Annotated in this window: 19 protein-coding genes; 8 read left to right on the top strand and 11 right to left on the bottom strand. The window is 67.2% G+C overall.

The window, feature by feature from the left end:
* Positions 1-108 precede the first annotated feature (108 nt).
* On the top strand, positions 109-1,590 hold the full coding sequence (locus ACIPR8_RS15805) for an AAA family ATPase (protein WP_132862346.1): 1,482 nt from the start codon (positions 109-111) through the stop codon (positions 1,588-1,590).
* Positions 1,591-1,715: 125 nt separating this feature from the next.
* Here ACIPR8_RS15805 and ACIPR8_RS15800 read toward each other — a convergent pair whose 3' ends face one another.
* The 4 genes from ACIPR8_RS15800 to ACIPR8_RS15785 all read right to left on the bottom strand — a co-directional run bounded on the left by ACIPR8_RS15800 (position 1,716) and on the right by ACIPR8_RS15785 (position 5,665).
* Positions 1,716-2,768, bottom strand: a complete 1,053-nt coding sequence (locus tag ACIPR8_RS15800) for a hypothetical protein (protein ID WP_446541627.1) — start codon at positions 2,766-2,768, stop codon at positions 1,716-1,718.
* Positions 2,769-2,848: 80 nt separating this feature from the next.
* The gene (locus ACIPR8_RS15795) at positions 2,849-3,979 is read right to left on the bottom strand and encodes a hypothetical protein (protein ID WP_446541626.1); all 1,131 of its coding nucleotides are present in this window, start codon (positions 3,977-3,979) and stop codon (positions 2,849-2,851) included.
* A gap of 44 nt (positions 3,980-4,023) precedes the next feature.
* Positions 4,024-4,938 carry an AEC family transporter gene (locus ACIPR8_RS15790; RefSeq protein ID WP_446541625.1) on the bottom strand — a complete coding sequence of 305 codons (915 nt, stop codon included), beginning with the start codon at positions 4,936-4,938 and terminating at the stop codon, positions 4,024-4,026.
* A 91-nt stretch (positions 4,939-5,029) separates the two neighbouring features.
* Entirely contained in the window at positions 5,030-5,665 is a 636-nt protein-coding gene (locus ACIPR8_RS15785; RefSeq protein ID WP_446541624.1) for a tetratricopeptide repeat protein, read from the bottom strand.
* 172 nt (positions 5,666-5,837) lie between these two features.
* Here ACIPR8_RS15785 and ACIPR8_RS15780 point away from each other — a divergent pair, with 172 nt between their 5' ends.
* Positions 5,838-9,548 carry an indolepyruvate ferredoxin oxidoreductase family protein gene (locus ACIPR8_RS15780; protein ID WP_446541623.1) on the top strand — a complete coding sequence of 1,237 codons (3,711 nt, stop codon included), beginning with the start codon at positions 5,838-5,840 and terminating at the stop codon, positions 9,546-9,548.
* Positions 9,549-9,721: 173 nt separating this feature from the next.
* On the opposite strand, the gene ACIPR8_RS15775 is transcribed toward ACIPR8_RS15780, so the two are convergent.
* From ACIPR8_RS15775 to ACIPR8_RS15760, 4 genes are all read right to left on the bottom strand, one after another.
* The gene (locus ACIPR8_RS15775; protein WP_446541622.1) at positions 9,722-10,171 is read right to left on the bottom strand and encodes a hypothetical protein; all 450 of its coding nucleotides are present in this window, start codon (positions 10,169-10,171) and stop codon (positions 9,722-9,724) included.
* A gap of 215 nt (positions 10,172-10,386) precedes the next feature.
* Positions 10,387-10,680 carry a hypothetical protein gene (locus tag ACIPR8_RS15770; protein ID WP_446541621.1) on the bottom strand — a complete coding sequence of 98 codons (294 nt, stop codon included), beginning with the start codon at positions 10,678-10,680 and terminating at the stop codon, positions 10,387-10,389.
* Between the two features lie 58 nt (positions 10,681-10,738).
* On the bottom strand, positions 10,739-11,155 hold the full coding sequence (locus tag ACIPR8_RS15765) for a hypothetical protein (RefSeq protein WP_446541620.1): 417 nt from the start codon (positions 11,153-11,155) through the stop codon (positions 10,739-10,741).
* An 845-nt stretch (positions 11,156-12,000) separates the two neighbouring features.
* A complete protein-coding gene (locus ACIPR8_RS15760) occupies positions 12,001-12,954 on the bottom strand; it encodes a helix-turn-helix domain-containing protein (RefSeq protein WP_446541619.1) in 954 nt (317 codons plus the stop codon).
* Between the two features lie 134 nt (positions 12,955-13,088).
* On the opposite strand from ACIPR8_RS15760, the gene ACIPR8_RS15755 reads away from it, so the two are divergent.
* The 3 genes from ACIPR8_RS15755 to ACIPR8_RS15745 are packed head-to-tail and all read left to right on the top strand — an operon-like array spanning position 13,089 to position 16,954.
* The gene (locus ACIPR8_RS15755) at positions 13,089-13,475 is read left to right on the top strand and encodes a hypothetical protein (protein ID WP_446541618.1); all 387 of its coding nucleotides are present in this window, start codon (positions 13,089-13,091) and stop codon (positions 13,473-13,475) included.
* Complete coding sequence (locus ACIPR8_RS15750) at positions 13,465-14,685, top strand: MFS transporter (RefSeq protein ID WP_446541617.1); 1,221 nt, start codon at positions 13,465-13,467, stop codon at positions 14,683-14,685. The genes ACIPR8_RS15755 and ACIPR8_RS15750 overlap by 11 nt, the downstream gene beginning before the upstream one ends.
* Before the next feature lie 19 nt (positions 14,686-14,704).
* A complete protein-coding gene (locus tag ACIPR8_RS15745; RefSeq protein WP_446541616.1) occupies positions 14,705-16,954 on the top strand; it encodes a TonB-dependent receptor in 2,250 nt (749 codons plus the stop codon).
* A gap of 476 nt (positions 16,955-17,430) precedes the next feature.
* On the opposite strand, the gene ACIPR8_RS15740 is transcribed toward ACIPR8_RS15745, so the two are convergent.
* Positions 17,431-19,329, bottom strand: a complete 1,899-nt coding sequence (locus tag ACIPR8_RS15740) for a M61 family metallopeptidase (RefSeq protein ID WP_446541615.1) — start codon at positions 19,327-19,329, stop codon at positions 17,431-17,433.
* A 43-nt stretch (positions 19,330-19,372) separates the two neighbouring features.
* Complete coding sequence (locus ACIPR8_RS15735) at positions 19,373-19,999, bottom strand: DUF938 domain-containing protein (protein ID WP_446541614.1); 627 nt, start codon at positions 19,997-19,999, stop codon at positions 19,373-19,375.
* Positions 20,000-20,152: 153 nt separating this feature from the next.
* Here ACIPR8_RS15735 and ACIPR8_RS15730 point away from each other — a divergent pair, with 153 nt between their 5' ends.
* Entirely contained in the window at positions 20,153-21,781 is a 1,629-nt protein-coding gene (locus ACIPR8_RS15730; protein WP_446541613.1) for a TldD/PmbA family protein, read from the top strand.
* A 147-nt stretch (positions 21,782-21,928) separates the two neighbouring features.
* On the opposite strand, the gene ACIPR8_RS15725 is transcribed toward ACIPR8_RS15730, so the two are convergent.
* Positions 21,929-22,702 (bottom strand): SDR family oxidoreductase, encoded by a 774-nt coding sequence (locus ACIPR8_RS15725; RefSeq protein ID WP_192288326.1) that lies wholly within the window; start codon positions 22,700-22,702, stop codon positions 21,929-21,931.
* A gap of 107 nt (positions 22,703-22,809) precedes the next feature.
* Here ACIPR8_RS15725 and ACIPR8_RS15720 point away from each other — a divergent pair, with 107 nt between their 5' ends.
* Together ACIPR8_RS15720 and ACIPR8_RS15715 are read left to right on the top strand one after the other, a co-directional pair.
* Positions 22,810-23,718: a LysR family transcriptional regulator gene (locus tag ACIPR8_RS15720; RefSeq protein ID WP_132862329.1), complete on the top strand. Its 909-nt coding sequence runs from the start codon at positions 22,810-22,812 to the stop codon at positions 23,716-23,718.
* 245 nt (positions 23,719-23,963) lie between these two features.
* Complete coding sequence (locus ACIPR8_RS15715; RefSeq protein WP_446541612.1) at positions 23,964-25,598, top strand: TldD/PmbA family protein; 1,635 nt, start codon at positions 23,964-23,966, stop codon at positions 25,596-25,598.
* Positions 25,599-25,613: the final 15 nt, after the last annotated feature.

Below are 25,613 nucleotides of genomic sequence, written 5' to 3'. Positions count from 1 at the left end.
AACGTCCCCGCAGCGTACACCGCGTTGCATGACCAAAGGTAGTCACCGGGTGAGGGTCGGCCCCGGGGCCCGGCTTTGCTATCGTGTCGCCCCCGGGATGGAACCACCATGAGCGAACTGCAGGACCTGACCGCGCTGATCCGCGCCAACACGCCGTTGATCGTCATCCAGACCCAGGATGAGTCGCGGGTCGTGGAGCTGTTCCGGCAGGCGCTGATGCACGTCTGGCGGGCGTTGTACCGCTGGTCGATCACCGAGGGCCTGCGCCGGATCGACATGGACCGCGAGGACGAGGCGTTCGGCCCGCCCGACGCCAGCTCGGTGCTGCGGATGATCCAGGAGGCCGAGCAGCGCGGCATCTACCTGCTGCTCGATTTCCACCCCTACCTGGGCTACGCCAGCCACCAGCGGCTGCTGCGCGACATCGTCCAGCGCCGCCACAGCCAGCCACACGTGCTGGTGCTGGTCGGGGCCAAGGTCGAGCTGCCGCCGGAGCTGGAGGCCCTGGCCACCCGCTTCAACCCGCGCCTGCCCGACGCCAACGCGCTGCTGAAGATGCTGCGCGAGGAGGCGGCCAGCTACGCCAGGGACAACGGCGGGCGCCGGGTCGAGGCCGACCAGGACGCGGTGCAGCAGATCCTGCGCAACCTGCGCGGGCTGAGCATGACCGACGCCCGCCGCATCGCCCGCCAGCTGATCTACGAGGACGGCGCACTGCAGGCCGACGACCTGCCACAGCTGGCCAAGCTCAAGTTCGAGCTGCTCAACCGCAGCGGCAACCTGCATTACGAGTACGACTCGGCGCGCTTCAACGAGGTGGCCGGCGCGCGCCGGCTCAAGCGCTGGATCGAGCAGCGCCGGGCGGTGTTCGTCTCCGGCAACGCCCCGCCGGGGCTGGACCCGCCCAAGGGCATGCTGCTGCTGGGCGTGCAGGGCTGCGGCAAGTCGATGCTGGCCAAGGCCACCGCCGCCGGCTTCGGCGTGCCGTTGCTGCGGCTGGATTTCGGCACGCTGTACAACAAGTACCACGGCGAGACCGAGAAGAACCTGCGCGAGGCGCTGACCTCGGCCGAGCAGCTGGCCCCGTGCGTGCTGTGGATCGACGAGATCGAGAAAGGCCTGGCCAGCAACGGCGAGGACGGCGGCGTGTCGCGCCGGGTGCTGGGCTACCTGCTGACCTGGCTGGCCGAGCGCAAGGCGCCGGTGTTCATCGTCGCCACCGCCAACCAGGTGCACGAGCTGCCGGCCGAACTGCTGCGCAAGGGCCGCTTCGACGAGATCTTCTTCGTCGACCTGCCGGCCCCGGACGTGCGCGTGGAGCTGCTGCAACTGCACCTGCAACGCCGCCAGCTGGACCCGGAAGCCTTCGCCCTGCCCGCCCTGGCGGCGGCCAGCGAGGGCTTCTCCGGTGCCGAGATCGAACAGGCGGTGGTGGCCGGGCTGTATGCCGCGCACGCCGAGCAGCGCCCGCTGGACACCGAGCTGCTGATGGCCGAGATCCGCAACACCCGGCCGCTGTCGGTGCTGATGGCCGAACAGGTGCAGTCGCTGCGCGACTGGGCGCGCGAGCGCACCGTGCCGGCCGATTGAGCCGCGGCATGCATCACCTGGCCCGGGTGAGCACGGCACGCCCGGGAAACGTTCGCCCACCCATCACCAACTGCCCGCGAACCTGACCGCCTCCGGCTTTGCCGATGCCACAGGCGGGCTTCGGCTCACCGTGGCGTGGACGGCGGTTGCCAGTCCGCCGGCGGCTCGGCGGCGATGCCATGCACGGCCAGCAGGCGGCGCATGGCCGGCAGTTCCCCGTCATCACCGATCCAGCGCATGTAGTCGGCGGGGCTCACCTTGGGCGCGGTGCCCTCTTCCGATCCGAGCACGCCGCTGGCACGGACGCTGATCCACGCCAGCAGGCGCCGGCGCGCCTCCCACCGTGACTGCGCGGGCGTGCCCGCGCTGGCTTCGAACATCCATCGGGCACCGGCCTGGGCCACCGCGTTCGAGGTGCTGTCGGCCATCAGCGAGAACACGCGTTCGCACGCCTGCCTCCTCGCGGGCTCACCGATGTCCTTCGGGCACGCGTCGAAGGCCGTTTTCAGCTCCGGCATCCACACCGTCGCGGCGATGCCGAACAACGTGATCGCGCGCTCCTGGTCGGCATAGCTGCCGCCATTGCGCTGCTCCCATTCGGCCGCGCGCGCGGCATCGGAGACCGGCCACGGCACGTCGCGCGTGGCTTCATCCAGCAAGCCCACCAGCTGTGCCAGCGAGTCACCGTAACGCGTGGCATGCGTCGCCCGCTGCCACGCCTGCGCGGCCTGGGCAGCGTCCTTGCGGTGTTCGGCCAGCCGCTTCAGCAGCAGTTGCGAACCGGCATCGGCGGCACCGTCCCCTTGCAAGGTCTGCACCGCGGCATCGATGGCACAGGCGTCCTTCCCGATGCAACGCCGCACGGCTTCCATCGCGATCAGCGGCTGCGTGCTGCCGGACGCAATGGCCTGCGCGAGCCAGGCGTCGGCTTCGGGCTCGCGCTTGAGGCCTTTGCTCGCCAGGTCCATGCGCATTGGCACCAGCAGGGAGGCGGCATACAGTTTGCGCGGCTCGCCGGTGGCCGCCAGCCCGCGGGCCAGTTGCAGGCGTGCGGCATTCTGCGCCTCGATCCGCGCCAGCAGCTGCTCCGGTGCGATCTCCTCCGCCGGCGGTGTTTCGGCGCGGCCCGTGAACGAGGCCACCATCAGCAGCACTGCAAAAATTCCGCGTATGGGCATGTTCTTTCCTATTGCCTATTGCAGGTCAACCATCAACATAAGAATCGGCGGAATCCCCCATCGAAGAAGGATTGCCAGGTTCAGATATCACTGCCCTCCGGCAGTTGCCATTCCTTCGGCGGCTGATCAGGCAACCCCGTGCTGATCAACAAGCGACGCATCGCCTCCCATTCGCCTTCATCGGCCACCCACGTCCAGTACTCCGATGCCTTCACCGGAAGTGGGGCAGATGCCGTCCCGGAACCTTGCGCGGCCAGCTGCTCGATGACCCAGAAGATCTGCCTGTGTTTCGCTTCCCAGCGCCGCTTCTCCTGAGCAGTCCGGCTGTACGCCGGCAACCTCGAATACACGAACATCAACTCCTGGAGAGAGGTACTGGCGGTCATGGCCATGAGCATGTCCCGGCACTTCCCGAGTATGTGGACATCGTCCTCGCCATCAGCCGGGCATTCCTCTTGCAGCAACGGCCACAGGGAAGTCAGCGACATCCAGCCAGCCATCATCTGCGCCGCCGCGACGTTCGCAACCGGACCGAGATCAGCTTCGATATCGGTTTCGGGAAGGAAGCCGGTGGACAACACCGACAGGGGGAGCACGGGGGTAACGCCCTGCATTGCCCCGGCCAGCACCGCCTGCTCCTGCCGGGCATAGTCCACATAGCGCGTGGCCGCCATAAAGCGACGGAGTGCCTTGTCCTCCGCATCCCCCTTGTTGGACATGTGGAGCAGAACCAGGTTTTGAACGAACATGTCGTCCGCAGCCTGGGTTTCAGCGGTACGGAGCGCGCGCTCGACATCGCAGCGTGATTTCGGCTCACCGAGGCAGAGTACGAGGGCGATCTTCGCGAGCCAGACATCCTCGCTACCCTCGATCGCCGCCTGCCGGATCCATTGCATCGCCTGCCGGCTCCGTCCGCTGTTGTCCCGGTCACCACGCCCATCGTCAGGCCGCTGGTCCGCAAACACGTGCCAGTAACCCGCAGCCCACAGATCCTTCGGATCGCCACTTGCAACCAGAGCCTGAACGCGCGCCTCGATCGCCTCCGCGTTCACACGGATATCCTTGGGCATGGCGGGCTGGGCCAGCAGGGTGCCGGGCTTCACTGCCAGCCAGGCCCCCGCCACGGCGACCATTGCGCTCATCCGCAGGCGCATGGTCCACGCCCGGAACTCCCTTGCGAACACACTTCCATTCCTGCCGTTGTCTCTCATTCGATCATCCTTGGTCCAGACATTCATCGACGCCGGGGAGCAGGTCAGCCCACCCTTGCCAGCACCCACACCCACGCCGGCAGGGTCACCAGCGACAGCACGATGCCATACCCCACCATCGCCGCGGCCAGGCGCGGCGCCAGCCGGTGCGAGATGGCCAGCGCGGCGGCGGTGATCATGGTCGGCATGGCCGTCTCCAGCACGTTGACCTGCAGCATCTCACCACGCAGGCCAAAGGCCAGTGACAGCGGCAGGGCCACCGCCGGCAACACCAGCAGCTTGAGCAACAGACCCACCGCCAGGGGCGCCAGCTCGGCACGCGACAGGCGCAACTGGATGGTGAGGCCGACCGCCAGCATCACCAGCGGCAACATCGCGTCGGCCAGGCTCTTCAAGGCCGAGGCGACCCACGACGGCGGCTCGGCCGGCATCAGCGTCACCGCGAACAGCAGTGCCCATAGCGGCGGGAAGCGGAGGATGCGCAGCAGGATCTCGCCGGCGGTGGGCGGCGCATCGCCGCTGTAGCGGGCCAGCACGTACAGGCCGAAGGTCGAGAGCAGCACGAAGGTGCCGAACTGGTCGTAGACCACGGCGTACGGCAAGGCATGGTCGCCCAGCAGTGCACGCACCATCGGATAGCCGATGAAGCTGGAATTGCACAACGCCACGCACAGCAGCAGCACCGCATGCACCTGCCGCTCGAAGCCGAACAGGCGCGTGGCCAGGCTGACCAGGCCCACGCTCAACAGCATCAACAGCCAGGGAGTGGCGATGATGCCGGCCAGCGACAGGTCCAGCTGCAGGCGCGGCACGTAGGTGAGCACTGCGGCGGGAAGGCACAGGTACAGCACCACGCGGTTGAGCGTGTCGGCAGCGTTGTCCGGGAAGGTACGCCGTCGTGCGAATACCATGCCCAGCGCGAGCATGGCCAAGATCAGTGCGAATGCATCGAAAGCCATGCCGCAAGCATGCCCTGCCGGGCCGCGCCATTGGAATCGGCAATCGTCCGGATGTGGTCAAGCGCCGCCCGGCCAGCGGGCGAAGCGGTGGTCAGGGCCAGGCCGGCGGATTGGCCGCCCAGGCCTGCTGCACCTCGGCCAGCTCCGCGCGCTCGGCATCGGTCCAGGCCGGCAACAGGCGCGCGAACTCGCCGCTACTGCCCCATTGGGTGGGCTCGGTACGCACGGCGGCGGCATACCAGGCCAGCGCATCGGCCTTGTTGCCCTGCTTCCACAGTGCCAGCGCCAGGGTCGGCGGCAGCCAGCCGGGGTTGCCTCGCGCACTCTCGGCCGCGCGCGTCCACAGGCCCAGGGCGGCGTCGACCTCGCCCCGGCGATACAGGTCCCAGCCCTGGTTCCAGCGCAGGCCGCGCATCTGCACCGAGGACTCGCTCACCGTCGCATAGGCTTCCTGGTACAGCTTGGCCCCCAGTTCATCGCGGCCCTCGGCATAGGCGATGCTGGCCAGCTGCACGGTCGCTTCCAGCCCCTTGCGGCCGCGCTCGCGCAGCTTCATCAGCTGGTCCACCACGTCGGCCTGCTCCGGCGGCACCGCCTGGATCGGCTTGGCCGCCGTGTCCTCGTCGAAATAGAACTCGTTGATCTTCGGAAGGCCTTCGGCCCATGCATTGGAAAACAACAGCCCGGCCAGCACGGTGCCGGCGACCAGACGCCTGATCATCCCCATCACAGCAATCCCCGTATCCCGATTTTCACATCCAGCCCCCGATCCTAACCCGCAAGGCGGCCCGTGTGCGATTGCAGCAGGGGGGGCTGAAACGGCCACTGCTACAATCGCCGGCTGCCACGCGCGCCGCCAGCGGCGCCAGCCGCCAGCCGTTTTTTGCAATGGGCCAGCCATGACCAGCACTGCCGAACTTACCTCGCCCGCGTCCGCCAATGACCCGCTGATCGGGGTCCGCGACCGCGACTACACGCTGGACCACAAGTACACGCGCACCGACGGCCGCATCTACCTGAGCGGGGTACAGGCACTGGTACGGCTGCCGCTGATGCAGCAGCAGCGTGACCTGGCGGCGGGGCTGAACACCGGCGGCTTCATCAGCGGCTACCGTGGCTCGCCGCTGGGCGGCTTCGACCTGGAGCTGTGGCGCGCGCGCAAGCACCTGGAAGCAGCCAAGGTGAAGTTCGTGCCCGGCCTCAACGAGGACCTCGGCGCGACCATGGTCTGGGGCACCCAGCAGACCAACCTGTTCCCCGGCGCCAACGTCGATGGCGTGTTCGGCATGTGGTACGGCAAGGGCCCGGGCGTGGACCGCTGCGGCGACGTGTTCAAGCACGGCAATGCCGCCGGCACCTCGAAGCACGGCGGCGTGCTGGCGCTGGCCGCCGACGACCATGCCTGCCGCAGCTCGACCCTGCCGCATGGCAGCGAGGAAGAATTCGTCAGCGCGATGATGCCGGTGCTGAACCCGGCCGGGGTGCAGGACATCCTGGACATGGGCCTGGTCGGCTGGGCGATGAGCCGCTACACCGGCCGCTGGATCGGCTTCAAGACCATCGCCGAGACGGTGGAATCCTCCGCCTCGGTGGACGTGGACCCGTTCGCACGCCGCATCGTGCTGCCGGAAGACTTCGAGATGCCGCCGGCCGGGCTCAACATCCGCTGGCCGGACCCGCCGATGGAGCAGGAGATGCGCCTGCACCGCTATGCGGTGAAGGCCGCGCAGGCCTTCGCCCGCGCCAACGGCATCGACAAGGTGGTGATGGACGCGCCGAACGCGCGGCTGGGCATCGTCACCACCGGCAAGAGCTACCTGGACGTGCTGCAGGCGCTGGAGTACCTGGGCCTGGACGAGAAGGCCTGCGCGCAGATCGGCATCCGCGTGTACAAGGTCGGCATGACCTGGCCGCTGGAACCGCAGGGCATCGCCGCGTTCGCGCGCGGCCTGCAGGACATCGTCGTGGTGGAGGAGAAGAAGGCCTTCATCGAGCGGCAGATGAAGGAGTACTTCTACAACTGGCCGGCCAGCTGGGGCGCGCGCCCGTCCATCGTCGGCAAGTACGACGAGCAGGGCGAATGGATCCTGCCGTCCACCGGCGAACTCACCCCGGCCACCATCGCCGGTGTCATCGGCCGCCGCATCCAGCAGTTCTTCAACACCGAATCGATCGAGCAGCGCCTGCGCTGGATGGACGAGAAGGAAGCGGAGATGGCACTGCCGCGCGCGCAGTTCCCGCGCGTGCCGCATTACTGCTCCGGTTGCCCGCACAACACATCCACCAACGTGCCGGAAGGCTCGCGTGCGATGGCCGGCATCGGCTGCCATTACATGGTGACGTGGATGGACCGCGACACCGACACCTTCACCCACATGGGTGGCGAAGGCGTCACGTGGGCCGGGCAGGCCGCCTTCACCGACACCGAGCACGTGTTCCAGAACCTCGGTGACGGCACCTACTTCCACAGCGGCTCGCTGGCGATCCGCCAGGCGATCGCCGCCGGCGTCAACATCACCTACAAGATCCTCTACAACGATGCGGTGGCGATGACCGGCGGGCAGCCGGTGGACGGCACCCTGACCGTTCCGCAGATCGCGCACCAGATGCGCGCCGAGGGCGTGTACACCATCGTGCTGCTGTCCGACGACATCGACAAATGGAAGTCGCGTCGCCACGAGTTCCCGTCCGACGTGGAGTTCCACGACCGCGCCGAGCTGGACGCCGTCCAGAAGCAGCTGCGCACGGTGAAGGGCACCAGCATCCTGATCTACGAACAGACCTGCGCCACCGAGAAGCGCCGCCGCCGCAAGCGCGGCAAGCTGGTCGACCCGCCCAAGCGCACGATGATCAACTCGCTGGTCTGCGAAGGCTGCGGCGATTGCGGCGAGAAGAGCTTCTGCGTGTCGGTGCTGCCGAAGGAAACCGAGTTCGGGCGCAAGCGCGACATCGACCAGTCCAACTGCAACAAGGATTTCTCCTGCACCACCGGCTTCTGCCCGAGCTTCGTCACCGTGCACGGCGGCCAGCTGCGCAAGGGCAAGAAGAGTGATGCGGCCAGCCTGCTCGACAACCTGCCGACCCCGGCGTTCCGCACTGACCTGTCCCAGCCCTGGAACATCCTGATCACCGGCGTCGGCGGCACCGGCGTGGTCACCATCGGCGCGCTGCTGGGCATGGCCGGCCACCTGGAAGGCAAGGGCGCCAGCGTGCTCGACCAGACCGGCCTGGCGCAGAAGGGCGGCGCGGTCACCACCCACATCCGCATCGCCAACACCCCGGCCGACATCCACGCCGTGCGCATCGCCGCCGGCGAGGCCGACCTGGTGCTGGGCTGCGACATGGTGGTGGTCAACGACTACTGGGCGCTGTCCAAGGTGCGCGCCGAGCGCTCGCAGGTGGTGCTCAACACCTACGAAGCCATGCCCGGCACGTTCACCACGCACCCGGACATGCAGTTCCCGGCCGCCGACATCATCGCCGGCGTGAAGGTTGCCTTGGGCGGGCGCGACCCGATCCTGCTCGACGCCACCCAGCTGGCTACCGCCCTGCTCGGCGACGCGATTGCCGCCAACCTGTTCATCCTCGGCTTTGCCTGGCAACAGGGCCTGGTGCCGCTGTCGCTGGAATCGCTGATGCGCGCGGTGGAACTCAATGGCGCGGCCATCGAGATGAACCAGAAGGCGTTTGCCTGGGGCCGGCTGGCGGCGATTGATCCGCAGGCCGTGCAGCAGGCCGGCGGGCTGGTGCGCAACGCGCCGACCCAGGCCGAACGCACGCCGGGTGCTTTGCATGAACTGCCGCCGGGCGAATGGGAAGGCAGCGAGGCCGGCGCGCCGTCGGCACCGCGCAACCCCGGCAACGAACCGGAGGTGCGCGGCCTGCCCGCCGCCGGCCCGGCCAATGGCGAAGCCACCTTCGCCGCGCTGGACGACGGCCGCCTGTCGCGCTCGCTCGACGAGCTGGTCGCGCGCCGCAGCGCCTTCCTCACCGACTACCAGGATGCGGCCTACGCCAAGCGCTACCGCACGCTGGTCGATGCGGTGCGCAGCGCCGAGCAGCAGGCCGTGCCGGGCAGCACCGCGCTGACCGAGGCGGTGTCGCGCTACTTCTTCAAGCTGATGGCCTACAAGGACGAATACGAAGTGGCCCGCCTGTACACCAGCGGCGACTTCATCAAGCGCGTGCAGCAGCAGTTCGAGGGCGACTACCAGGTGCGTTTCCACCTGGCACCGCCGCTGTTCGCCAAGCGCGACGAGCAGGGCCAGCTGCAGAAGAAGGAATACGGCCCGTGGATGTTCAAGGCCTTCGGCCTGCTGGCCAAGCTCAAGGGCCTGCGCGGCGGCCGCTTCGACGTGTTCGGCTACACCGAGGAGCGCCGTGGCGAGCGCCAGCTGATCGCCGACTACGAGAAGACCCTGCAGGAACTGCTGGGCGGGCTGGACGCGCGCCGGCTGGCGCTGGCGGTGGACATCGCCAGCATCCCCGAGCACATCCGCGGCTACGGCCACGTCAAGGAAGCGCACCTGCACGAAGCCAAGGCCCGCGAAGCGGCGCTGCTGGCGACGTGGCGCAACCCGAAGGCACTGCATATCGTGCAGATGGCGTAAGCCGATGATGCGCCGCCTGCCTTGCCTCGGTGAGGCGATGCAGGTGGCGCACGATCACCGTAGCGGGCGAGCCAACGCCGGTGACGACGCGTTTCCCGCTCAGGCTGCATGGGGCATGCACAACCTGTTCGCATAGCCGCCCGGCCGTTCGCCGGGAAGCTGCGGGTCGCCTGTCAGCGCGTCCGGAAATCCATGGAGACCAGCGACGGCCGCGCCTGCCCACCCACCTGCGCCGGCGTCCATTGGACGGACAGCACCATCTGCTTCTCCTGCTCGGTCAACGCGAACCGGGACGGATAGGAAACGACGGCATCCTGCGGTGTTCCAGCGGCATCCAGCGCCACCACGACGCAGGTCAGGCTGCTGCCGGAGCGCATCCAGATACCACGGGGAAACGTCGGCAGCGTCCCCACCGGCGCAGGCTTCACGTCGGCCGATTCACCGATGACGTGGTCGGGGACACGTTTCTGGATTTCCGCCAGAAGCGGCGCCTTCTCGCATGATTGGATCGGGCGGTCACGCGCCAGTGCGCTGTTGGCGGTCAACAGGAATGCTGCAACAACCACGATCTTGAACATGTGACCCGACCTTCCGTTGGTTGAGATCTGAAGAATCCACTGCATGATGCATGTGCAGCCCGTTAGTGGGTGAACCGTGTACTTGCTGCCGCTTGATTCTGGAAGCGTTGGGGTTGGACAGCAATGCGGCGCTGGTCATACCCGGTGCTCAACGTGACGCTGGTCTGGATTTGATCTTCCAAGGCCGCTTCCGGCCAGAAGCGGCCGTTCAACTCTGGAGTTAAGCCGCGACGCGACGCGGCGTCGGCTTGTATGAATTGTTAGAACTCAACTACCTCAACAGGGCCGCTGCCGACGCCCTCGGATAGCTGCTCAGCTAGGAACACAGCATCCGCGAGCGTCTCATCTGGACCATGAGAGGCAGTGAGCATGAAGTGAGGAGAAGAGCCGTCCCCTATGCACAGCTGATCAATGACATCCTCAAGGCAAGAGGCGTCTACGCCAACGACCCCGACATACCTGATGTCCTCCTGAATCCAGCCCGCTACGAGGGTGTCTAGTTCGGGCCTGTAGCCCGCCTGGGAGTGCAGAACAATCTTGCGGGGATCGGGCATTGAGTTCTAACTCTAGATTTAAGCCGACCCGCGACGCGGTTTCGGCTTGAATGAACTGTTAGGCGCTATCGGCCTCGGGGCCTTTCCAAAGAGCGTATATTTCCCAATTCCATGCACCATCCGAGTGGAGCTGTTCGCTGATGATAGCCATAAGTTCGTCGCTATTCCGCAGAATTGGCAAGTTCTGAAAGTCGTCGCCCCAGAACAGGCAGAAATTCCTTCCGAGCTCAATCTGCTCCAGTAGAAGTTGGCCTAGGAGAGTGTCCTGAAGTTCCACGCCTGCAGCTATTGCGTCCTTTGCCGCATCTGACATTGAATCGATGCTGTCTGATTCGTCGGTCAAGCTCCAAACGAAAGGTGTTCCGAAATTGTGGAAGGCTGCCCTCAGTAGTAGCTCGTCTGATAGCGCATGAAAGCTGACGCCGGCAACGTCGGTAGATGGTTCCGCGCTTTCTACCAACAAGAACTGGGACATGTCTGTAGCGTCCAACCCTGGAATTAAGCCGACTCGCGAAGCGAGTTCGGCTTGAATGAACTGTTAGGCCGCCGCGCCATTGCTAGCAATCTCTAGTGCTCTTGCCACGGTAAGAGGCCCGTTGACTTCCGGGTCTGTGCACTCTGCCAGGTCACTGGCGATATCAGGACCTGAAAACTCAACGCGATCGGCCATTTGTAAGGCATCAGCAGTGTAGGCAAGCTCAGCGGCAGTTAGCTTCCCCGATGCGAATAGGCGGCACAAGACACCGAGCCCAGCGCGATCCAAGGTGAGATTAGTGTCCTCCGTGAGCGCGACCGAGGCAGTGCCGCCCGCCGTCGCAAGGCCTTGGGTGTGCAGAGCCAACTCCGCGGAGATCTCTGCAGAGTAGTCGTCGACCGGCATTGCCCCGGACAGAAGGTTGGCTAGCGAGCGAAGTCTCATGCGGCCTAACTACCCAATAGACGGACCCGTGGGTCCAGTTAAATGGCTCATCCACAAAGCACTGAGTTGCGCGCTTTCCCTTGATACGGCTCGATCCTAGGGCGGCAGGGTCCGGCTGGCAAGCCAGCATCCAATCGGACTCAGCGACAGGCTGGGCAGCCGCATCAATGGCCGCTATGGGTCGAAAGCAGCCACCCATTCGTCCAAGGCATCGATCAGTATTCTGTTCGTCTACAACTCTTTTCCGTCAGTAATTTCACGGAGGCACGAACTGCATTACCCGAGCAGGTGATGCGGATTCTCCTTGAACGATCATCAGCAACCGGAATGTCTTCGCGGCGAACCCGTTCACTAGCTTCGCGACTGAAGCCGCTCCTACCGGGTAAGTTTCCCCGCCGGGCTTACTTCAGCTGCGAGGGCGATACGCCGTACTGGCGTTTGAAGGCGGCGCTGAAGCTGCTGGTGTGCGCATAGCCGGCGATGGCGGCGGCGACGTCCACCGGTACGCGTTGACGCTGCAGCGCCTGGCGGGCGCGTTCCAGCCGCAATTGGCGCTGGTGGTGGGCGATGCTCTGGCCGTGGCAGTGCTGGAAGCCGCGCTGCAGGTCGACCGCGTTGGTGCCGAGCTGGCGCGCCATCTGGGTGATGCTCAGTGCGTCGGCCTCGCCACTTTCCAGCCATTGCTGCAGGCGTGACACGCAGCGCTGCAGGTGCGCGCTCAGCGGACGCGCTTCGTCCTCCTGCGACAGGGCCTGCAGCACGTCGGCGGCCAGCTCCAGCGCGAAACTCTCCTGCTGCAGGCGGCGCACCAACGGCAAGGCCTGCGGCGCGTCCTGCAGCAACCGTGTCGCCCGCTGCAGCAAGGGCGCACCCGGGCGCCAGGCGTGGTTGTCGGCATGGCTGCGGCAGACCCGCGACAACCGCGCGCTACCGGTTGCATCGCCATCCAACTGACGGCGCAGCCAGTCATCGCCCAGGTGCAGGCTGACCTTGCCCTCCTGGCGACCGGCCTGCCAATGGCGCCGGAAGCTGTCTTCCTCGCGCAGGTGCACCAGCATCGTCGGCATGCGCCGCTGGGCGCCTTCCAGGCGCAGCCGATGCCTGCCGATGGCCACGTCGGCCTCGCCATCGACCAGGAAGCCGGCGGTGATGCCCGGCGCCAGCCGGTTATGGCTGCTGCCGCCGACCATGTCGCGGCTGCGGCTCAGGTACAGCACCACCCCGTCATCGACCGCGTGCACCTGCTGCCAGCCGGCCAACACCGGCGTGGCGTCGGCCATGCCGGCATCGAAATCGACCTGCCCACCCAGCGCGTGGGCGGCGGTCATCAGTTCGGCGCAGGTGAAAACCTGCATGCAGGGCATCCCGGGAATGTGGTCGTGCCTAAATTTTCCGTCGCCCCGCCTAAACTTGCAATGGAATTGGTAACTATTCTCATTTGAGGCCCGGCACCTGTCGCTGGGCGTTCTTTCCTGAACAGGCAGCAGTGATGGGTTTGACGATCAACGAGGCGGTGCTGGTACGCGCCGTGTTCCACGGCCAGGTGGATGCGGACGAGATCCGCCGCTGGCTGGCCGGCGTGGAACGCCTGATCGTGGCCCGTACACCGTTTTTCTTCATCGCCGCCACCCTGCCCGGCGCCGGCTTCTGCGAGGACTACCGGGCCATCCAGGCGGTCTGGTACAAGCAGCACAAGGCCGCGTTCCGCCGGTATTGCCACGGGCTGGTGCGCATCGCCGTCTCGGCCGAGGACCAGCAGCGGCTGGACACCCCGGCCCTGCACGCGGCCTGGGGCGTGCCCTACTTCGTCACCACCGACGAGCACGCCGGCCTGCAATGGATCACCACCCAGTGGGAGGCCGGCGATGCGCGTTGAGCGTTCGGTCGCCGCGCCGCTGGGCTTGACCGTGATCGTGGCGCTGTACATGGCGCATGCGCTGCCGCTGTACTTCTACAACGTGGCGGTGCCGGCCATCCTGCGCAGCCAGGGCGTGGACCTGCGCTGGATCGGCATGTTGTCGCTGCTGTACCTGCCGTGGGCGTTCAAGTTCCTGTGGGCGCCCTTGGTCGACCGCTGGCACCTGCCGCGGATCGGGCGCCGCCGCAGCTGGCTGTGGCTGACGCAGCTGCTGTTGCTGGTGGGCATCCTGGCGTTGGCCGCGACCGGGCTGGACCACGGCCTGGGCGTGTTCCTCGCGGTGGGGCTGTGGATTTCCACCATCGCCGCCACCCAGGACATCGCCATCGACGGCTACACCGTCGAAGCGCTGGCACCGGCCGAGCACCGGCTGGGCAGCATGGCGCAGAGCGTGGGCGTGGCGCTGGGCAGCATGGTCGGCGGTGCCGGCGTGCTGTGGCTGTACGAAACCCGTGGCTGGAACGTGGCGCTGCTGACCCTGGCGGCGATGAGCGCGCTGACCCTGCTTGCCGTGCAGGCAGTGCAGGAGCAACCGCGCCCGGCCGAGCAGCAGCATCCGAGCGTGCTGCGCGCCCTGCGCCGGCCGTCGATGCGCTGGGCGCTGCTGCTGATCGTGCTGTACCGGCTGGTCGAGGCACCGGCGATGGCGATGATCAACCCGCTGCTGGTCGACCAGCAGTGGAGCCTGACCGATATCGGCCTGCTGATCTCGGTAACCGGTGCCGGCATCGGCATGCTTGCCGCCGTGGCCGCGGCGTGGCTGCTCAAGCGGCGGAGCGCCGAACAGCTACTGATGCACGCCGGCATCTGGCGCAGCGTGCTGTACGTGCTGCTGGCGGCGTTGTTGTATGGCGGCGTGCTGGCCGATTCACGGTGGGGGCTCGGCGCGCTGGTGGTGGCAATGCTGGCCCTGCGCTACGTGGCCATGACCAGCTTGTATGCGCTGTTCATGCGGGTCAGCTCGCGCGAGCAGGCCGGCACCGATTTCACCCTGCTGGTGTGCTTCGAGCTGCTGCTGTTCTTCATCGGCGGAGCGGCCTCCGGCTTCCTGGCCAAAGGCCTGGGCTATGCCCCGTATTACCTGCTGCTGGCGGCCGTATCGGCCATCGGCCTGCTGTTGTGCAGGCCGGTGATGACGCGCCTGGCAGCGCCCTCCCCTTCCCCCTGACGACATCCCCGAGGACACCATGCGGCATCATGCGGCAACCCTTCCGCTCGCCTTGCTGAGCCTGGCCATCAGCAGCCAGCTGTATGCGCAGAGCACTACTTCCGTGCAGCAACTGGATACGGTCAGCGTCAACGCCACCCGCGCCGCGCGCAGCGTGGCCGAGATCGCCGGCACCGTGTATCGCATCGACCATGAGCAGGTTGCGCAGCAGATCGCCGCCGGTCGCAGTACCGCCGACATCCTCGGCCAGCTGGTGCCGTCGCTGGCCCCGGCCTCGGGCACCACCAGCAACTACGGCACGACCATGCGTGGCCGCAGCGTGCAGGTGATGATCGATGGCGTGCCGCTGACCGGAGCACGCGATGGCTCGCGCCAGCTCAACAGCATCTCGCCGACGATGATCGAGCGCATCGAGGTGATCTCCGGTGCCACCGCGCTGTACGGCGCCGGTGCCAGCGGCGGCATCATCAACATCATCACCCTGCAGCCGGGCGAGCAGCCGCTGGCGCTGGCCACGCAGGTCGGCCTGCGCAGCCCCTCGGACGTGGATGGCGACAACCTGGCCTGGAACCTGGCGCAGACGCTGACCTTCCGCAGCGGCACGCTCAGTGGCGCGGCCGGCATCCACTATGCGCGCCAGGGCGCCTCGCTGGATGCCGATGGCCGGCGCATCGGCCCGGAGATCGCGCAGACCGACCGCCAGGACACCGAGACCAAGGAGTTCAACGGTCGCCTGGATTGGAACCCGGACGAGAAGCAGCAGCTGAGCGTGGGCCTGCGCTGGTACGACGACCAGCAGGACAGCGACTACGGCCCGGATTACGGCCCGCGTCTGGCCGTGCTGTTCAACCCGGCCTACCGCCCCAGCCACCTCGCGGTGAAGGGCCTGCAGCTGGATGAGCAGCCGCGTACCAGGCACCAGGGCATCAACACGCAGTACCGCAACCGCGACATCCTCGGCGGGCATGAGCTGAGCGTGGAAGCGTATTACCGCAACGAGAAAGGCCGTTGGTTCCCATCGGTCTCGGCGGCGATGCATCCGGCATTGCCGGGCGGTTTCGCCTATGTGGCGATGCAGTCCAACACCGACATCGACGTGTGGGGCGTGCGCAGCGCGCTGCACAAGGCGTTCGACGTGGATGGGCGTGCATTGCAGCTTTCCTACGGTGTGGACCATGAGCGTGAGAAGGACCGCCAGATCGGCCAGACCTACGACATCACTGCCTTCATCGCCAGCAATGGCCTGAACTACGTGCCGACCCAGCGCCATGCGATGGGCCCGGACGTGCGCGTGGACACCACCGGCCTGTTCCTGCAGGGCGACTACCCGCTGACCGAACGCGTGACCGTGCAGGCTGGTGTGCGCCACCAGATCCTGCGCAACCGCGTCGCCGATTCGGTGCCCTACACCGAGGCCATCGCGGCCACCGCCAACTCGGCCTATGTGCCGAAGCTGCTGGACGGCGGCAACGTCCGCCATTCGCAGACGCTGTTCAATGCGGGTGTGGTCTACAAGGTGGCCGACGGCCAGCAGCTGTTCGCCAATTTCTCGCAGGGCTTCAGCCTGCCCGATACGCAGCGCATGCTGCGCGACGTGCCGGCCAGCTTCGTGATCGACAGCCGCAACATCGGCCCGATCAAGGTCAACAACTACGAGCTGGGCTGGCGTCGCAGCGATGACGCGGTGCTGCAGGGAGGCTTCACCGCGTTCTACAACAACTCCGACAAGACCGTGCAGTTCAACCGCGACTACAGCGTGTCGGTCGCCGACACCGATGAGCGCGTGTGGGGCGTGGAGGCCAACCTGCGCTACCTGCCCAACGAGCAGTGGGAGTTCGGTGCGAGCGTGGCCAGCACGCGCGGCCAGTACAAGGATGCCAACGGCCAGTGGCGCGAGCTCAACGCGTTCCGCGTGTCGCCGCTGAAGGCTGGCCTGTACGGCCAGTGGCGCTTCGCCACCGACAGCCTGCTGCGGCTGCAGGGGCAGGCGGTGGGTGGCACCGACCATGCCTGGCGCGACGCTCAGGTGGCGGCGGTCAGCCCAACCATTCGTGCCACGCCGTCGGCGAAGATCAGCGGCTATGCGGTGTTCGACCTGCTGGCGGAGATTCCGCTGGGCGTGGGCCGCTTCAGCGCCGGCATCTACAACCTGGCCGACCGCGACTACAAGACGGTGTACGGGCAGCAGGCAGCAGCGACCTATGGCCAGATTTCCAGCGTGGCCGCGCAGGGGCGGACGTTCGGAATCGGGTACCGCTGGGAGTATTGAGGTGAATGCTTGAAGCCCCTCTCCTTGCGGGAGGGGTTGGGGTGAGGGCGAGCGTTCCACGAGCAAGGCAGAAGCGCCCTCATCCGCCCCTTCGGGGCACCTTCTCCCATGCATGGGAGAAGGGAGGTTCCCCGGCATGGTGTGTGCTGGCGGGGCTTCGCTTTGCTCAAGCCCCTCTCCCTGCGGGAGAGGGGTTGGGGTGAGGGCAGGCTCTCCGCGAACAAAGCAGAAGCGCCCTCATCCGCCCCTTCGGGGCACCTTCTCCCATGCATGGGAGAAGGAAGGTTCCCGGGCATGCCGTGTACTGGTGGGGCTTCGCTTTGCTCAAGCCCCTCTCTCGCGTGCGGGAGAGGGGTTGGGGTGAGGGCAGGCTCTCCGCGAACAAAGCAGAAGCGCCCTCATCCGCCCCTTCGGGGCACCTTCTCCCATGCATGGGAGAAGGGAGGTTGTCGCGCACTGGTCAGGCTCCGCTGCCCTTATCGCCGCGGCGCCAGGATCTTCGTCAACAGATCCGCGCTGCCCTCGACACGGCGCAGGTGCGGGTAACGCAGTCCATCGCGGTAGTCGATGCGCACGGTGCGGAAGCTGTCGGCCTGGCGCACGATCAGCTCGATCGGCGTCCCTTCCTTCGCATCGATCACCGCCTGCTTCAGGCGCCCGCCGCTGTACGCCAGGCCGTTGACCGCCACCAGCGTCACGTCCTTGGCCAACCCCGCCTTGAACGCCGGGCTCTCCCAACCGACGAACTGCAGCACGCCATCGCTGCCTACCTTCAGGCCCAACGCGTACTGCAGGTCGGTCACGCCGTCGGCTTCGCCATCGGCCACCACCAGGTTTGGCGCATCGCTGTAGTACAGCTCCCAACCGGCGGCCTTCAGGCCATCCGGAGCGCTGCCGTCACGCGCATCCAGGCGCGTGCCGATGAAGGCATCCCAGTCACCTGGCTGTACCGCTTCCAGTGCCTGCATCACGTCGGCACGGTCGTACAGGCGGATCTCGCCCTGCGTGCCGCCCTGATGGAAGCGCCTGGCGAAATCATCCAGCGTGACCTTTCCCTTCGACAGGCTGCGCAGGCGCGCGTCCACGCCCAGCCACAACAACGTGCTTTCGTTGTAGAACTCGAAGGCACGCTGCCAGTCGGCCCAGGCCTGCGGCTTGGAATTGAAGTCGAGGATGCCCTGGTGCACGGTGTCGTGCAGGTCGCGCCATTGCCGGCCCGGCTGGGTGGCGTAGTTGGCCTGCAACTGGGCCAGCATCGCCATCGCGTAGTCCGGCTTCCACAGCCCCGAGCGGGCGGCCAGTACCACCGCCCAGTACTGGGTCTGGCCTTCGTACATCCACAGCTCGTCGTTGTGCATCGGCCCGTTGTAATGCGGCACCCAGGTCGGGCGCGGGCGCCAGGCCTTGCCCACCCACGCATGCGCGTACTCGTGCGGCAGCAGGTCGTTGTCCATGAATGGCCGCTCGCCGCGCAGGTAGCCGTCGTGCATGCCGTTCTCGCTGGACTGCGCGTGCTCCAGGCCGATGCCGCTGAACACGTCCGACATCGCCAGCAGGAAGTTGTAGCGCGTGTAGGGCCGCGCGCCGAACACCGCGTCGGCCTCGCGTACCAGCGCGCGGTGCGCGTCCAGCACCTTGGCATCGGCCTGCAGTGCCTGCGGGTTCTCGGCGACCACGTCCAGCCACACCGGCTGCCTGGCGGCTTCATCCAGCGCGAAGCGCTTGAAGTGGCGGCCAGCGAACACCGGTGAATCGATCAGCGTCATCAACGGCACCGGCTGGTAGTGCTCGGTGCCGCCCTCGCGACGCGCCACGTCCAGTGCGGTGCCGCTCTGCCAGCCGTCGGGCAGGCGCAATGACGGCTTGACCTGGATGCCGCGCGCATCGACGCCGGCCGGGTACAGCACCACGCGATGCCATTGCAGGTCGAGCAGGTTCGGCGTCATCGCCACGCGCCCCTGGTCCGAAGCCGTGGGCGAGAGGTACTGGAACTCGATGTCGAGCACGTTGACGCCTTCGGGCACCTGCAGCGTGAAGGCATACATGTCGCCGGGATCGCGCAGCCACTGCAGCGGCTGGCCGTTGCCACGAATGACCAGGCCGCCGATCTGGTTGATCGGGCCGGTCGGCGCGTGGTTGCCGGGGATCCATTGCGGATACCACAGCCTCAGCGGGCCGGGGGCCACCGGGATGCGCTCGCGCACGCGCTGGATGCGGCGGTCGACGTCGCTGGCGTCCACCTCCAGCTCGATCACGCCGGGATAGCTGGCCTGCACCTGCAGGGCCGCCTGCCGTGCATCCCCCTGCTGTGCCTGCACCCACCAGGGCGTCACGCCCAGGGCCACCGCCAACAACCACCTACGACCGTGTTTCACCACGCCCTGCCCTCCCGAGAAGTTCCCGCATCCTAGCCGGTCCTCAACCGGGTTGGCGCTGCCAGACCAGCAAGCGGTTGTTGGCCGGCATCGCCACGTCGGCCTGCAGCACCAGCCGCTGCGCGCGCGCCAGCGCGTCGACCGCCTCGAAGTCACGGATGCCGGAGGCGACATCGCGTGCCTTCAACCAGCCATCGAAGGCACGGTTGCTGTCGCTGGTGAACGCACCGCCGTAGTTGAATGGCCCGTACACCAGCAGCAGACCATCGGTGGACAGCACCGCCGGCAGGCCGGCGAACAAGGCCTGCACGTGCGCCCAGCTCATGATGTGCAGGGTGTTGGCGGTGAACACCGCATCGAAGCGGCCACCAGCGGTGGGCACCGGCTGCAGGCCGGCGACGGGTTCGGTGACTGCCTGCAGCGCGATGGGCGCCGGCGTATTGGGCAGCGCCGCCTCGTCCAGCCACTGCCTGATGCCCGGCAGGTGGTCGCGGTGATCACTGGCCTGCCAGCTCAGCCACGGCAGCGCCGCGGCGAAATGCACCGCGTGCTGGCCGGTGCCGCTGCCGATCTCCAGCACGCGCCGGGCGCCGCCGAGGTGTCGCTGCAGCTCGGCCAGGATGGGCGCGCGGTTGCGATCGCAGGATTCGGCATAGGGTTTGTCGGGCATGGCGGCGCTACCGGGAAAGACCACCGTGATTGTGCCGCAAGGCCACTTTCGGCCCACGCATGACCATGGTCACTTGTGCCCGGCGTGGGCTGGCGCCGAGATTCAACGGTCTTGCGCGATGCGTGCATCGCCTGCTCCGGAGCCCCGCCCCCCATGCAACGCCGTCAGTTCCTCACTCTCTCCGGTCTCGGCCTGGCCGGGATGATGCTGCCCAATGCCCGCCTGATCGCCGCCGAGGAGCTGCTCACGCCGTCGGACGTGGCGAAGAAGAAGGCATTGGCCGACACCGTGCTGGCATTGGCCAAACGCGGCGGTGCCAGCTACTGCGACGTGCGCATTGGTCGTTACCTCAACCAGGCCATCGTCACCCGCGAAGACAAGGTGCAGAACGTCACCAACAGCGAATCCGCCGGCGTGGGCATCCGCGTGATCGTCGATGGTGCCTGGGGCTTCGCCGCCAGCAACCAGACCAATGCGCAGGGCGTGGCCGCCGCCGTGGCCCAGGCCATGGCGATCGCGCGTGCCAACGCGAAGATCCAGACCCGTGCCGTGCAGCTGGCACCGACGCCGGGCGTCGGTGAGGTGCAATGGGCGACGCCGATCCGCAGCAACGCGATGGCGGTGCCGGTCAAGGACAAGGTGGAGCTGCTGCTGTCGATCAACGCCGCGGCGATCAACGCCGGCGCCGACTTCATCAACTCGCAGCTGTTCCTGGTCAACGAACAGAAGTACTTCGCCTCCAGCGATGGCTCGTGGATCGACCAGGACGTGCACCGCATCTGGTTGCCGTTCACCGCCACCGCCATCGACAAGGCCAGCGGCAAGTTCCGCACCCGCGCCGGGCTGTCGGCGCCGGCCGGCATGGGCTGGGAGTTCCTCGACGGCAACGCCGCCGACAAGCACGCGCTGCCCGGTGGCGTGGTGGGCTACGGGCATTCCTATGACCCGGTCGAGGACGCCATCGCCGCCGCGAAGCAGGCGCGCGCCAAGCTCACCGCGCCGTCGGTGAAACCGGGCAAGTACGACCTGGTGCTGGACCCGTCCAACCTGTTCCTGACCATCCACGAGAACGTCGGCCACCCGCTGGAGCTGGACCGCGTGCTCGGCTACGAAGCCAACTACGCCGGCACCAGCTTCGCCACGCTGGACAAGCGCGAGAGCGGCTATCGCTGGGGCAGCGAGATCGTCAACTTCACCGCCGACAAGACCGAGCCGTACAGCCTGGGCGCGGTGGGGTACGACGATGAGGGCGTGAAGACCCGGCGCTGGGACCTGGTCAAGGACGGCATCCTGGTCAACTACCAGGCCACCCGCGACGAGGTGCACATCCTCGGCGAGAACGCCTCGCACGGCTGCAGCTACGCCGATTCGTGGAAGAGCGTGCAGTTCCAGCGCATGGCCAACGTGTCGCTGGCCCCGGGCAAGGCGCCGCTGACGCCGGCGCAGATGGTCAAGGACGTGGAGAACGGCATCTACATCCACGGCCGTGGTTCGTATTCGATCGACCAGCAGCGCTACAACGCGCAGTTCGGCGGCCAGCTCTGCTACCAGATCAGGAACGGCGAGATCACCGGGTTGGTCGAGGATGCGGCGTACCAGATCCGCACGCCCGAGTTCTGGAACGCCTGCAGTGCGATCTGCGACGAACGCGACTTCCGCCTGGGCGGTTCGTTCTTCGACGGCAAGGGCCAACCGGGCCAGGTGTCGGCGGTGTCGCACGGTTCGGCGACGACGCGCTTTGACGGGGTCAGCATCATCAATACCGCGCGGTCGTTGGGGTAAACGCGAAACGCTGCCCTCCTCCGCCCTGCGGGCACCTTCTCCCGCTTGCGGGAGAAGGCAGGGAAGCACCGCACACTGCAGCAAACCCCTTCCTTCTCCCGCAAGCGGGAGAAGGTACCCCAACGGGGCGGATGAGGGGCGACGCTGTCAGCGCGTCGTATACCCACCATTGACCAGGATCGTCTGCCCGGTCATCCACCAACCTTCGGACACCAGGAAGCGCACCCACGGCACGATGTCCTGGATGTCGGTCAGGCCGGTGCGCGAGAACGGCGACAGCGCCGCGGCGGTCTTGTGGTACGCCACCGCGTCGGCACCTTCGGCCGGGTAGAAGAACGGCGTGTCCATCGGCCCCGGGCCGATCGCGGTCACCGAGATGCCGCGCTCGCCGAACTCCTTGGCCGCCGCACGGGTGTAGTGCTCCACCGGCGCCTTGGTGCCGGCATAGCTGGAGTAGAACGGGGTGAATGCCCCCAGCAGCGAGGTCACCAGCGTGCACACCTTGCCGTTGTCGGCCAGGTGGCGGCCGGCTTCCTTCAGGAAGAAGAACGCCGCCTTGTTGTTGACCGCGTCCATCTGGTCGAACTCGGCCTCGCTGATCTGGGTCATCGGCTTCTTCAGCACCTTGCCCACCGTGTTGACCGCGATGTCGATGCGGCCCAATGCCTGCCGGGCATCGGCGAACAGCTGCTCCACCGCCGCGGCGTGGGTCAGGTCGGCCTGGAACAGGTGCGCGTCGGCGCCGGCGGCGCGCACCGCCTCGGCGGTGGCCTCGGCCTCGGCACGGGCGGCGTCGCCGTTGTAATGGAGGGCGATGCCGGCCGCGCCCTGGGCGGCCAGGTCACGGGCGAGCAGGCCGCCCAGGTTCTTGGCGCCGCCGGCGATGAGGACGGTCTTGCCGTGGATGCGATGGTCGGTCATGGGGCAACTCCTGTGCGGGTGGATGCCCACAGAGGCTATCGGCTTGGAATTCCGGATAAAGCCCGCCATTCTGACTTCACTTGTCGGCCTTTCCGGACAATCCGCCCATGGACCGCATCGAGCTGTACCGCATCTTCGTCCGCGTGGTCGACTGTGCCGGCTTCACCCGCGCCGCCGACCAGCTGAACCTGCCGCGCTCCACCGTCTCCGAGGCGGTGCGCACGCTGGAACAGCGGCTGGGCACGCGCCTGCTCCACCGCACCACCCGCCAGGTCACGCCCACCCAGGACGGGCTGCTGTTCCATGCCCGCTGCCAGCAGCTGATCGCCGACACGGACGAGGCCGAGCAGTTGTTCCGGCAGGCGCCGCAGGCGCTCAGCGGGCGGCTGAAGGTCGATGTCCCCGGCCGCATCGGGCGCCTGATCGTGGCACCGGCGCTGCCGGCGTTCCTGCAGGCGCATCCGCAGATCGACGTGGAATTGGGCATCACCGACCGCAGCATCGACCTGGTCGAGGACGGCGTGGATTGCGCGTTGCGGGTCGGCCCGCTGCAGGACTCGCGCCTGGTGGCGCGCAGCCTGGGCCAGCTGCCGCTGCTCAACGTGGCCAGTGCCGGCTACCTGGCCACGCACGGCGTGCCTGTTCATCCACGCCGGCTGGAGCAGCATTGGGGTGTGTTGTACGCCTCGCCCGGCAGCGGCCGGGTCGAACCCTGGGAGTGGCGCGAACACGGGGCGCTGCACACCCTGCCGCTGCGCGGGCGCGTCACCGTCAACAGCGCCGAGGCCTACATCGCCTGCTGCATCGCCGGGATGGGGCTGATCCAGATCCCCGCCTATGACGTGCGTGATGAGCTGGCCGATGGGCGCCTGGTGGAGGTGATGCCGGACCACCGCGCCGACCCGATGCCGATGCACCTGCTGTTCCCGCATCGGCGGCATCCCTCGCAGCGGCTGCGGGTGTTCGTGGAATGGCTGCAGGGGGTGATGGGCGACGTGGTCGGGGGCCGCGGGTAACGCATCAACGCCAGCCCTCCCGTTCACTCCTGAACCGCTCCCTCCCTTTGCCGCAGGCAAGGGACGCGTTGCGGAGGGGATGCCGTGCGCTCCGAACCGCACCACCGGCACATCATCCATGCCTAAAGTCACTACCGCTGCCATCGCGCGCCCGCAAGAATCGGGAGGGTTCGCAGAGCATCGCGAAACCATCGTCGTTCGTTGCCCATTGCCCGCATCGCGGGCCGCGCCTCCGGAGAGCAGCCTTGCAAAGACGTGACTTCCTCGCCCTGACCGGGCTCACCGCCGGTGGCCTGATGGTGCCATCGTTCTTCGGCAAGGCGATCGCCGCCGAGCAGCTGCTCACCGTGCTCGACCCCGTCGTCAAGAAACGCCTGGCCGATGACGCACTGAACGCCGCGCGCGCCGCCGGCGCCACCTATTGCGACGTGCGCATCGGCCGCTACCTGCGCCAGTTCGTGATCACCCGCGAGGACAAGGTCCAGAACGTGGTGAACACCGAGTCCACCGGCACCGGCATCCGCGTGATCGTGAATGGCGCCTGGGGCTTCGCCGCCACCAACGACCTGAGCCCGGCCGGCGTGGTCAAGGCCGCGCAGCAGGCCGCCGCCATCGCCAAGGCCAACGCCAAGGTGCAGACCGCGCCGGTGCAGTTCGCCAAGGCACCGGGCTACGGCGAGGTCAGCTGGCGCACGCCGATCAGGAAGAACGCGATGGAAGTGCCGATCAAGGACAAGGCCGACCTGCTGCTGGGCGTCAATGCCGCCGCGACCGCCGCCGGTGCCAGCTTCGTCAACTCGATGCTGTTCCTGGTCAACGAGCAGAAGTATTTCGCCTCCACCGATGGCTCCTACATCGACCAGGACGTGCATCGCATCTGGGCGCCGATGACGGTCACTGCCATCGACAAGGCCAGCGGCAAGTTCCGCACCCGCGACGGCCTGTCCTCGCCGATGGGCCTGGGCTTCGAATACCTGGACGGCGACGCCTCCGGCAAGACCGTGCTGCCCAACGGCGTGACCGTGTACGGCCAGTCCTACGACATGCGCGAGGACGCCATCGCCGCGGCCAAGGACGCGCAGGAGAAGCTCAAGGCGCCGTCGGTGAAGCCGGGCAAGTACGACCTGGTGCTGGACCCCTCGCACACCTGGCTGACCATCCACGAATCGGTCGGCCACCCGCTGGAGCTGGACCGCGTGCTCGGCTACGAGGCCAACTACGCCGGCACCAGCTTCGCCACGCTGGACAAGCGCGAGCAGCATTTCCAGTACGGCAGCGACAAGGTCAACATCTTCGCCGACAAGACCCAGCCCGGCTCGCTCGGCGCGGTGGCCTACGACGACGAGGGCGTGAAGACCAAGCGCTGGCCGCTGATCACCGACGGCAAGCTGGTCGACTACCAGACCATCCGCGACCAGGCCCACATCCTGGGCAAGACCGAGTCCGATGGCTGCTGCTATGCCGACTCGTGGTCCAGCGTGCAGTTCCAGCGCATGGCCAACGTGTCGATGGCACCGGGCAAGACCCCGCTGTCGGTGGCCGACCTGGTCAAGGACGTGGAGAACGGCATCTACATCATCGGCGACGGCTCGTTCTCCATCGACCAGCAGCGTTACAACGCGCAGTTCGGCGGGCAGCTGTTCTACGAGATCAAGAACGGGCAGATCACCCGCATGCTGGAGGACGTGGCCTACCAGATCCGCACGCCGGAATTCTGGAACGCCTGCAGCGCCGTGGCCGACGAGCGCGACTACCGCCTGGGCGGCTCGTTCTTCGACGGCAAGGGCCAGCCGGGCCAGGTCTCGGCCGTGTCGCATGGCTCGTCCACCGCCCGTTTCGACGGCATCAACGTCATCAATACCGCGCGCAGCCTCGGCTGATCGTCAAGGAGCTTC

The sequence above is a fragment of the Stenotrophomonas sp. LARHCG68 genome (assembly GCF_052871705.1).
Note: the sequence above shows the minus strand (reverse complement) of the source record. Positions and strands in the feature narration are given on the sequence as shown.

Bases quoted from the DNA above. Each gene is read 5' to 3' on its own strand.
- ACIPR8_RS15805 (WP_132862346.1), top strand. From the start codon at position 109: ATGAGCGAACTGCAGGACCTGACCGCGCTGATCCGCGCCAACACGCCG.
- ACIPR8_RS15800 (WP_446541627.1), bottom strand. From the start codon at position 2,768: ATGCCCATACGCGGAATTTTTGCAGTGCTGCTGATGGTGGCCTCGTTC.
- ACIPR8_RS15795 (WP_446541626.1), bottom strand. From the start codon at position 3,979: ATGAGAGACAACGGCAGGAATGGAAGTGTGTTCGCAAGGGAGTTCCGG.
- ACIPR8_RS15790 (WP_446541625.1), bottom strand. From the start codon at position 4,938: ATGGCTTTCGATGCATTCGCACTGATCTTGGCCATGCTCGCGCTGGGC.
- ACIPR8_RS15785 (WP_446541624.1), bottom strand. From the start codon at position 5,665: ATGGGGATGATCAGGCGTCTGGTCGCCGGCACCGTGCTGGCCGGGCTG.
- ACIPR8_RS15780 (WP_446541623.1), top strand. From the start codon at position 5,838: ATGACCAGCACTGCCGAACTTACCTCGCCCGCGTCCGCCAATGACCCG.
- ACIPR8_RS15775 (WP_446541622.1), bottom strand. From the start codon at position 10,171: ATGCAGTGGATTCTTCAGATCTCAACCAACGGAAGGTCGGGTCACATG.
- ACIPR8_RS15770 (WP_446541621.1), bottom strand. From the start codon at position 10,680: ATGCCCGATCCCCGCAAGATTGTTCTGCACTCCCAGGCGGGCTACAGG.
- ACIPR8_RS15765 (WP_446541620.1), bottom strand. From the start codon at position 11,155: ATGTCCCAGTTCTTGTTGGTAGAAAGCGCGGAACCATCTACCGACGTT.
- ACIPR8_RS15760 (WP_446541619.1), bottom strand. From the start codon at position 12,954: ATGCAGGTTTTCACCTGCGCCGAACTGATGACCGCCGCCCACGCGCTG.
- ACIPR8_RS15755 (WP_446541618.1), top strand. From the start codon at position 13,089: ATGGGTTTGACGATCAACGAGGCGGTGCTGGTACGCGCCGTGTTCCAC.
- ACIPR8_RS15750 (WP_446541617.1), top strand. From the start codon at position 13,465: ATGCGCGTTGAGCGTTCGGTCGCCGCGCCGCTGGGCTTGACCGTGATC.
- ACIPR8_RS15745 (WP_446541616.1), top strand. From the start codon at position 14,705: ATGCGGCATCATGCGGCAACCCTTCCGCTCGCCTTGCTGAGCCTGGCC.
- ACIPR8_RS15735 (WP_446541614.1), bottom strand. From the start codon at position 19,999: ATGCCCGACAAACCCTATGCCGAATCCTGCGATCGCAACCGCGCGCCC.
- ACIPR8_RS15730 (WP_446541613.1), top strand. From the start codon at position 20,153: ATGCAACGCCGTCAGTTCCTCACTCTCTCCGGTCTCGGCCTGGCCGGG.
- ACIPR8_RS15725 (WP_192288326.1), bottom strand. From the start codon at position 22,702: ATGACCGACCATCGCATCCACGGCAAGACCGTCCTCATCGCCGGCGGC.
- ACIPR8_RS15720 (WP_132862329.1), top strand. From the start codon at position 22,810: ATGGACCGCATCGAGCTGTACCGCATCTTCGTCCGCGTGGTCGACTGT.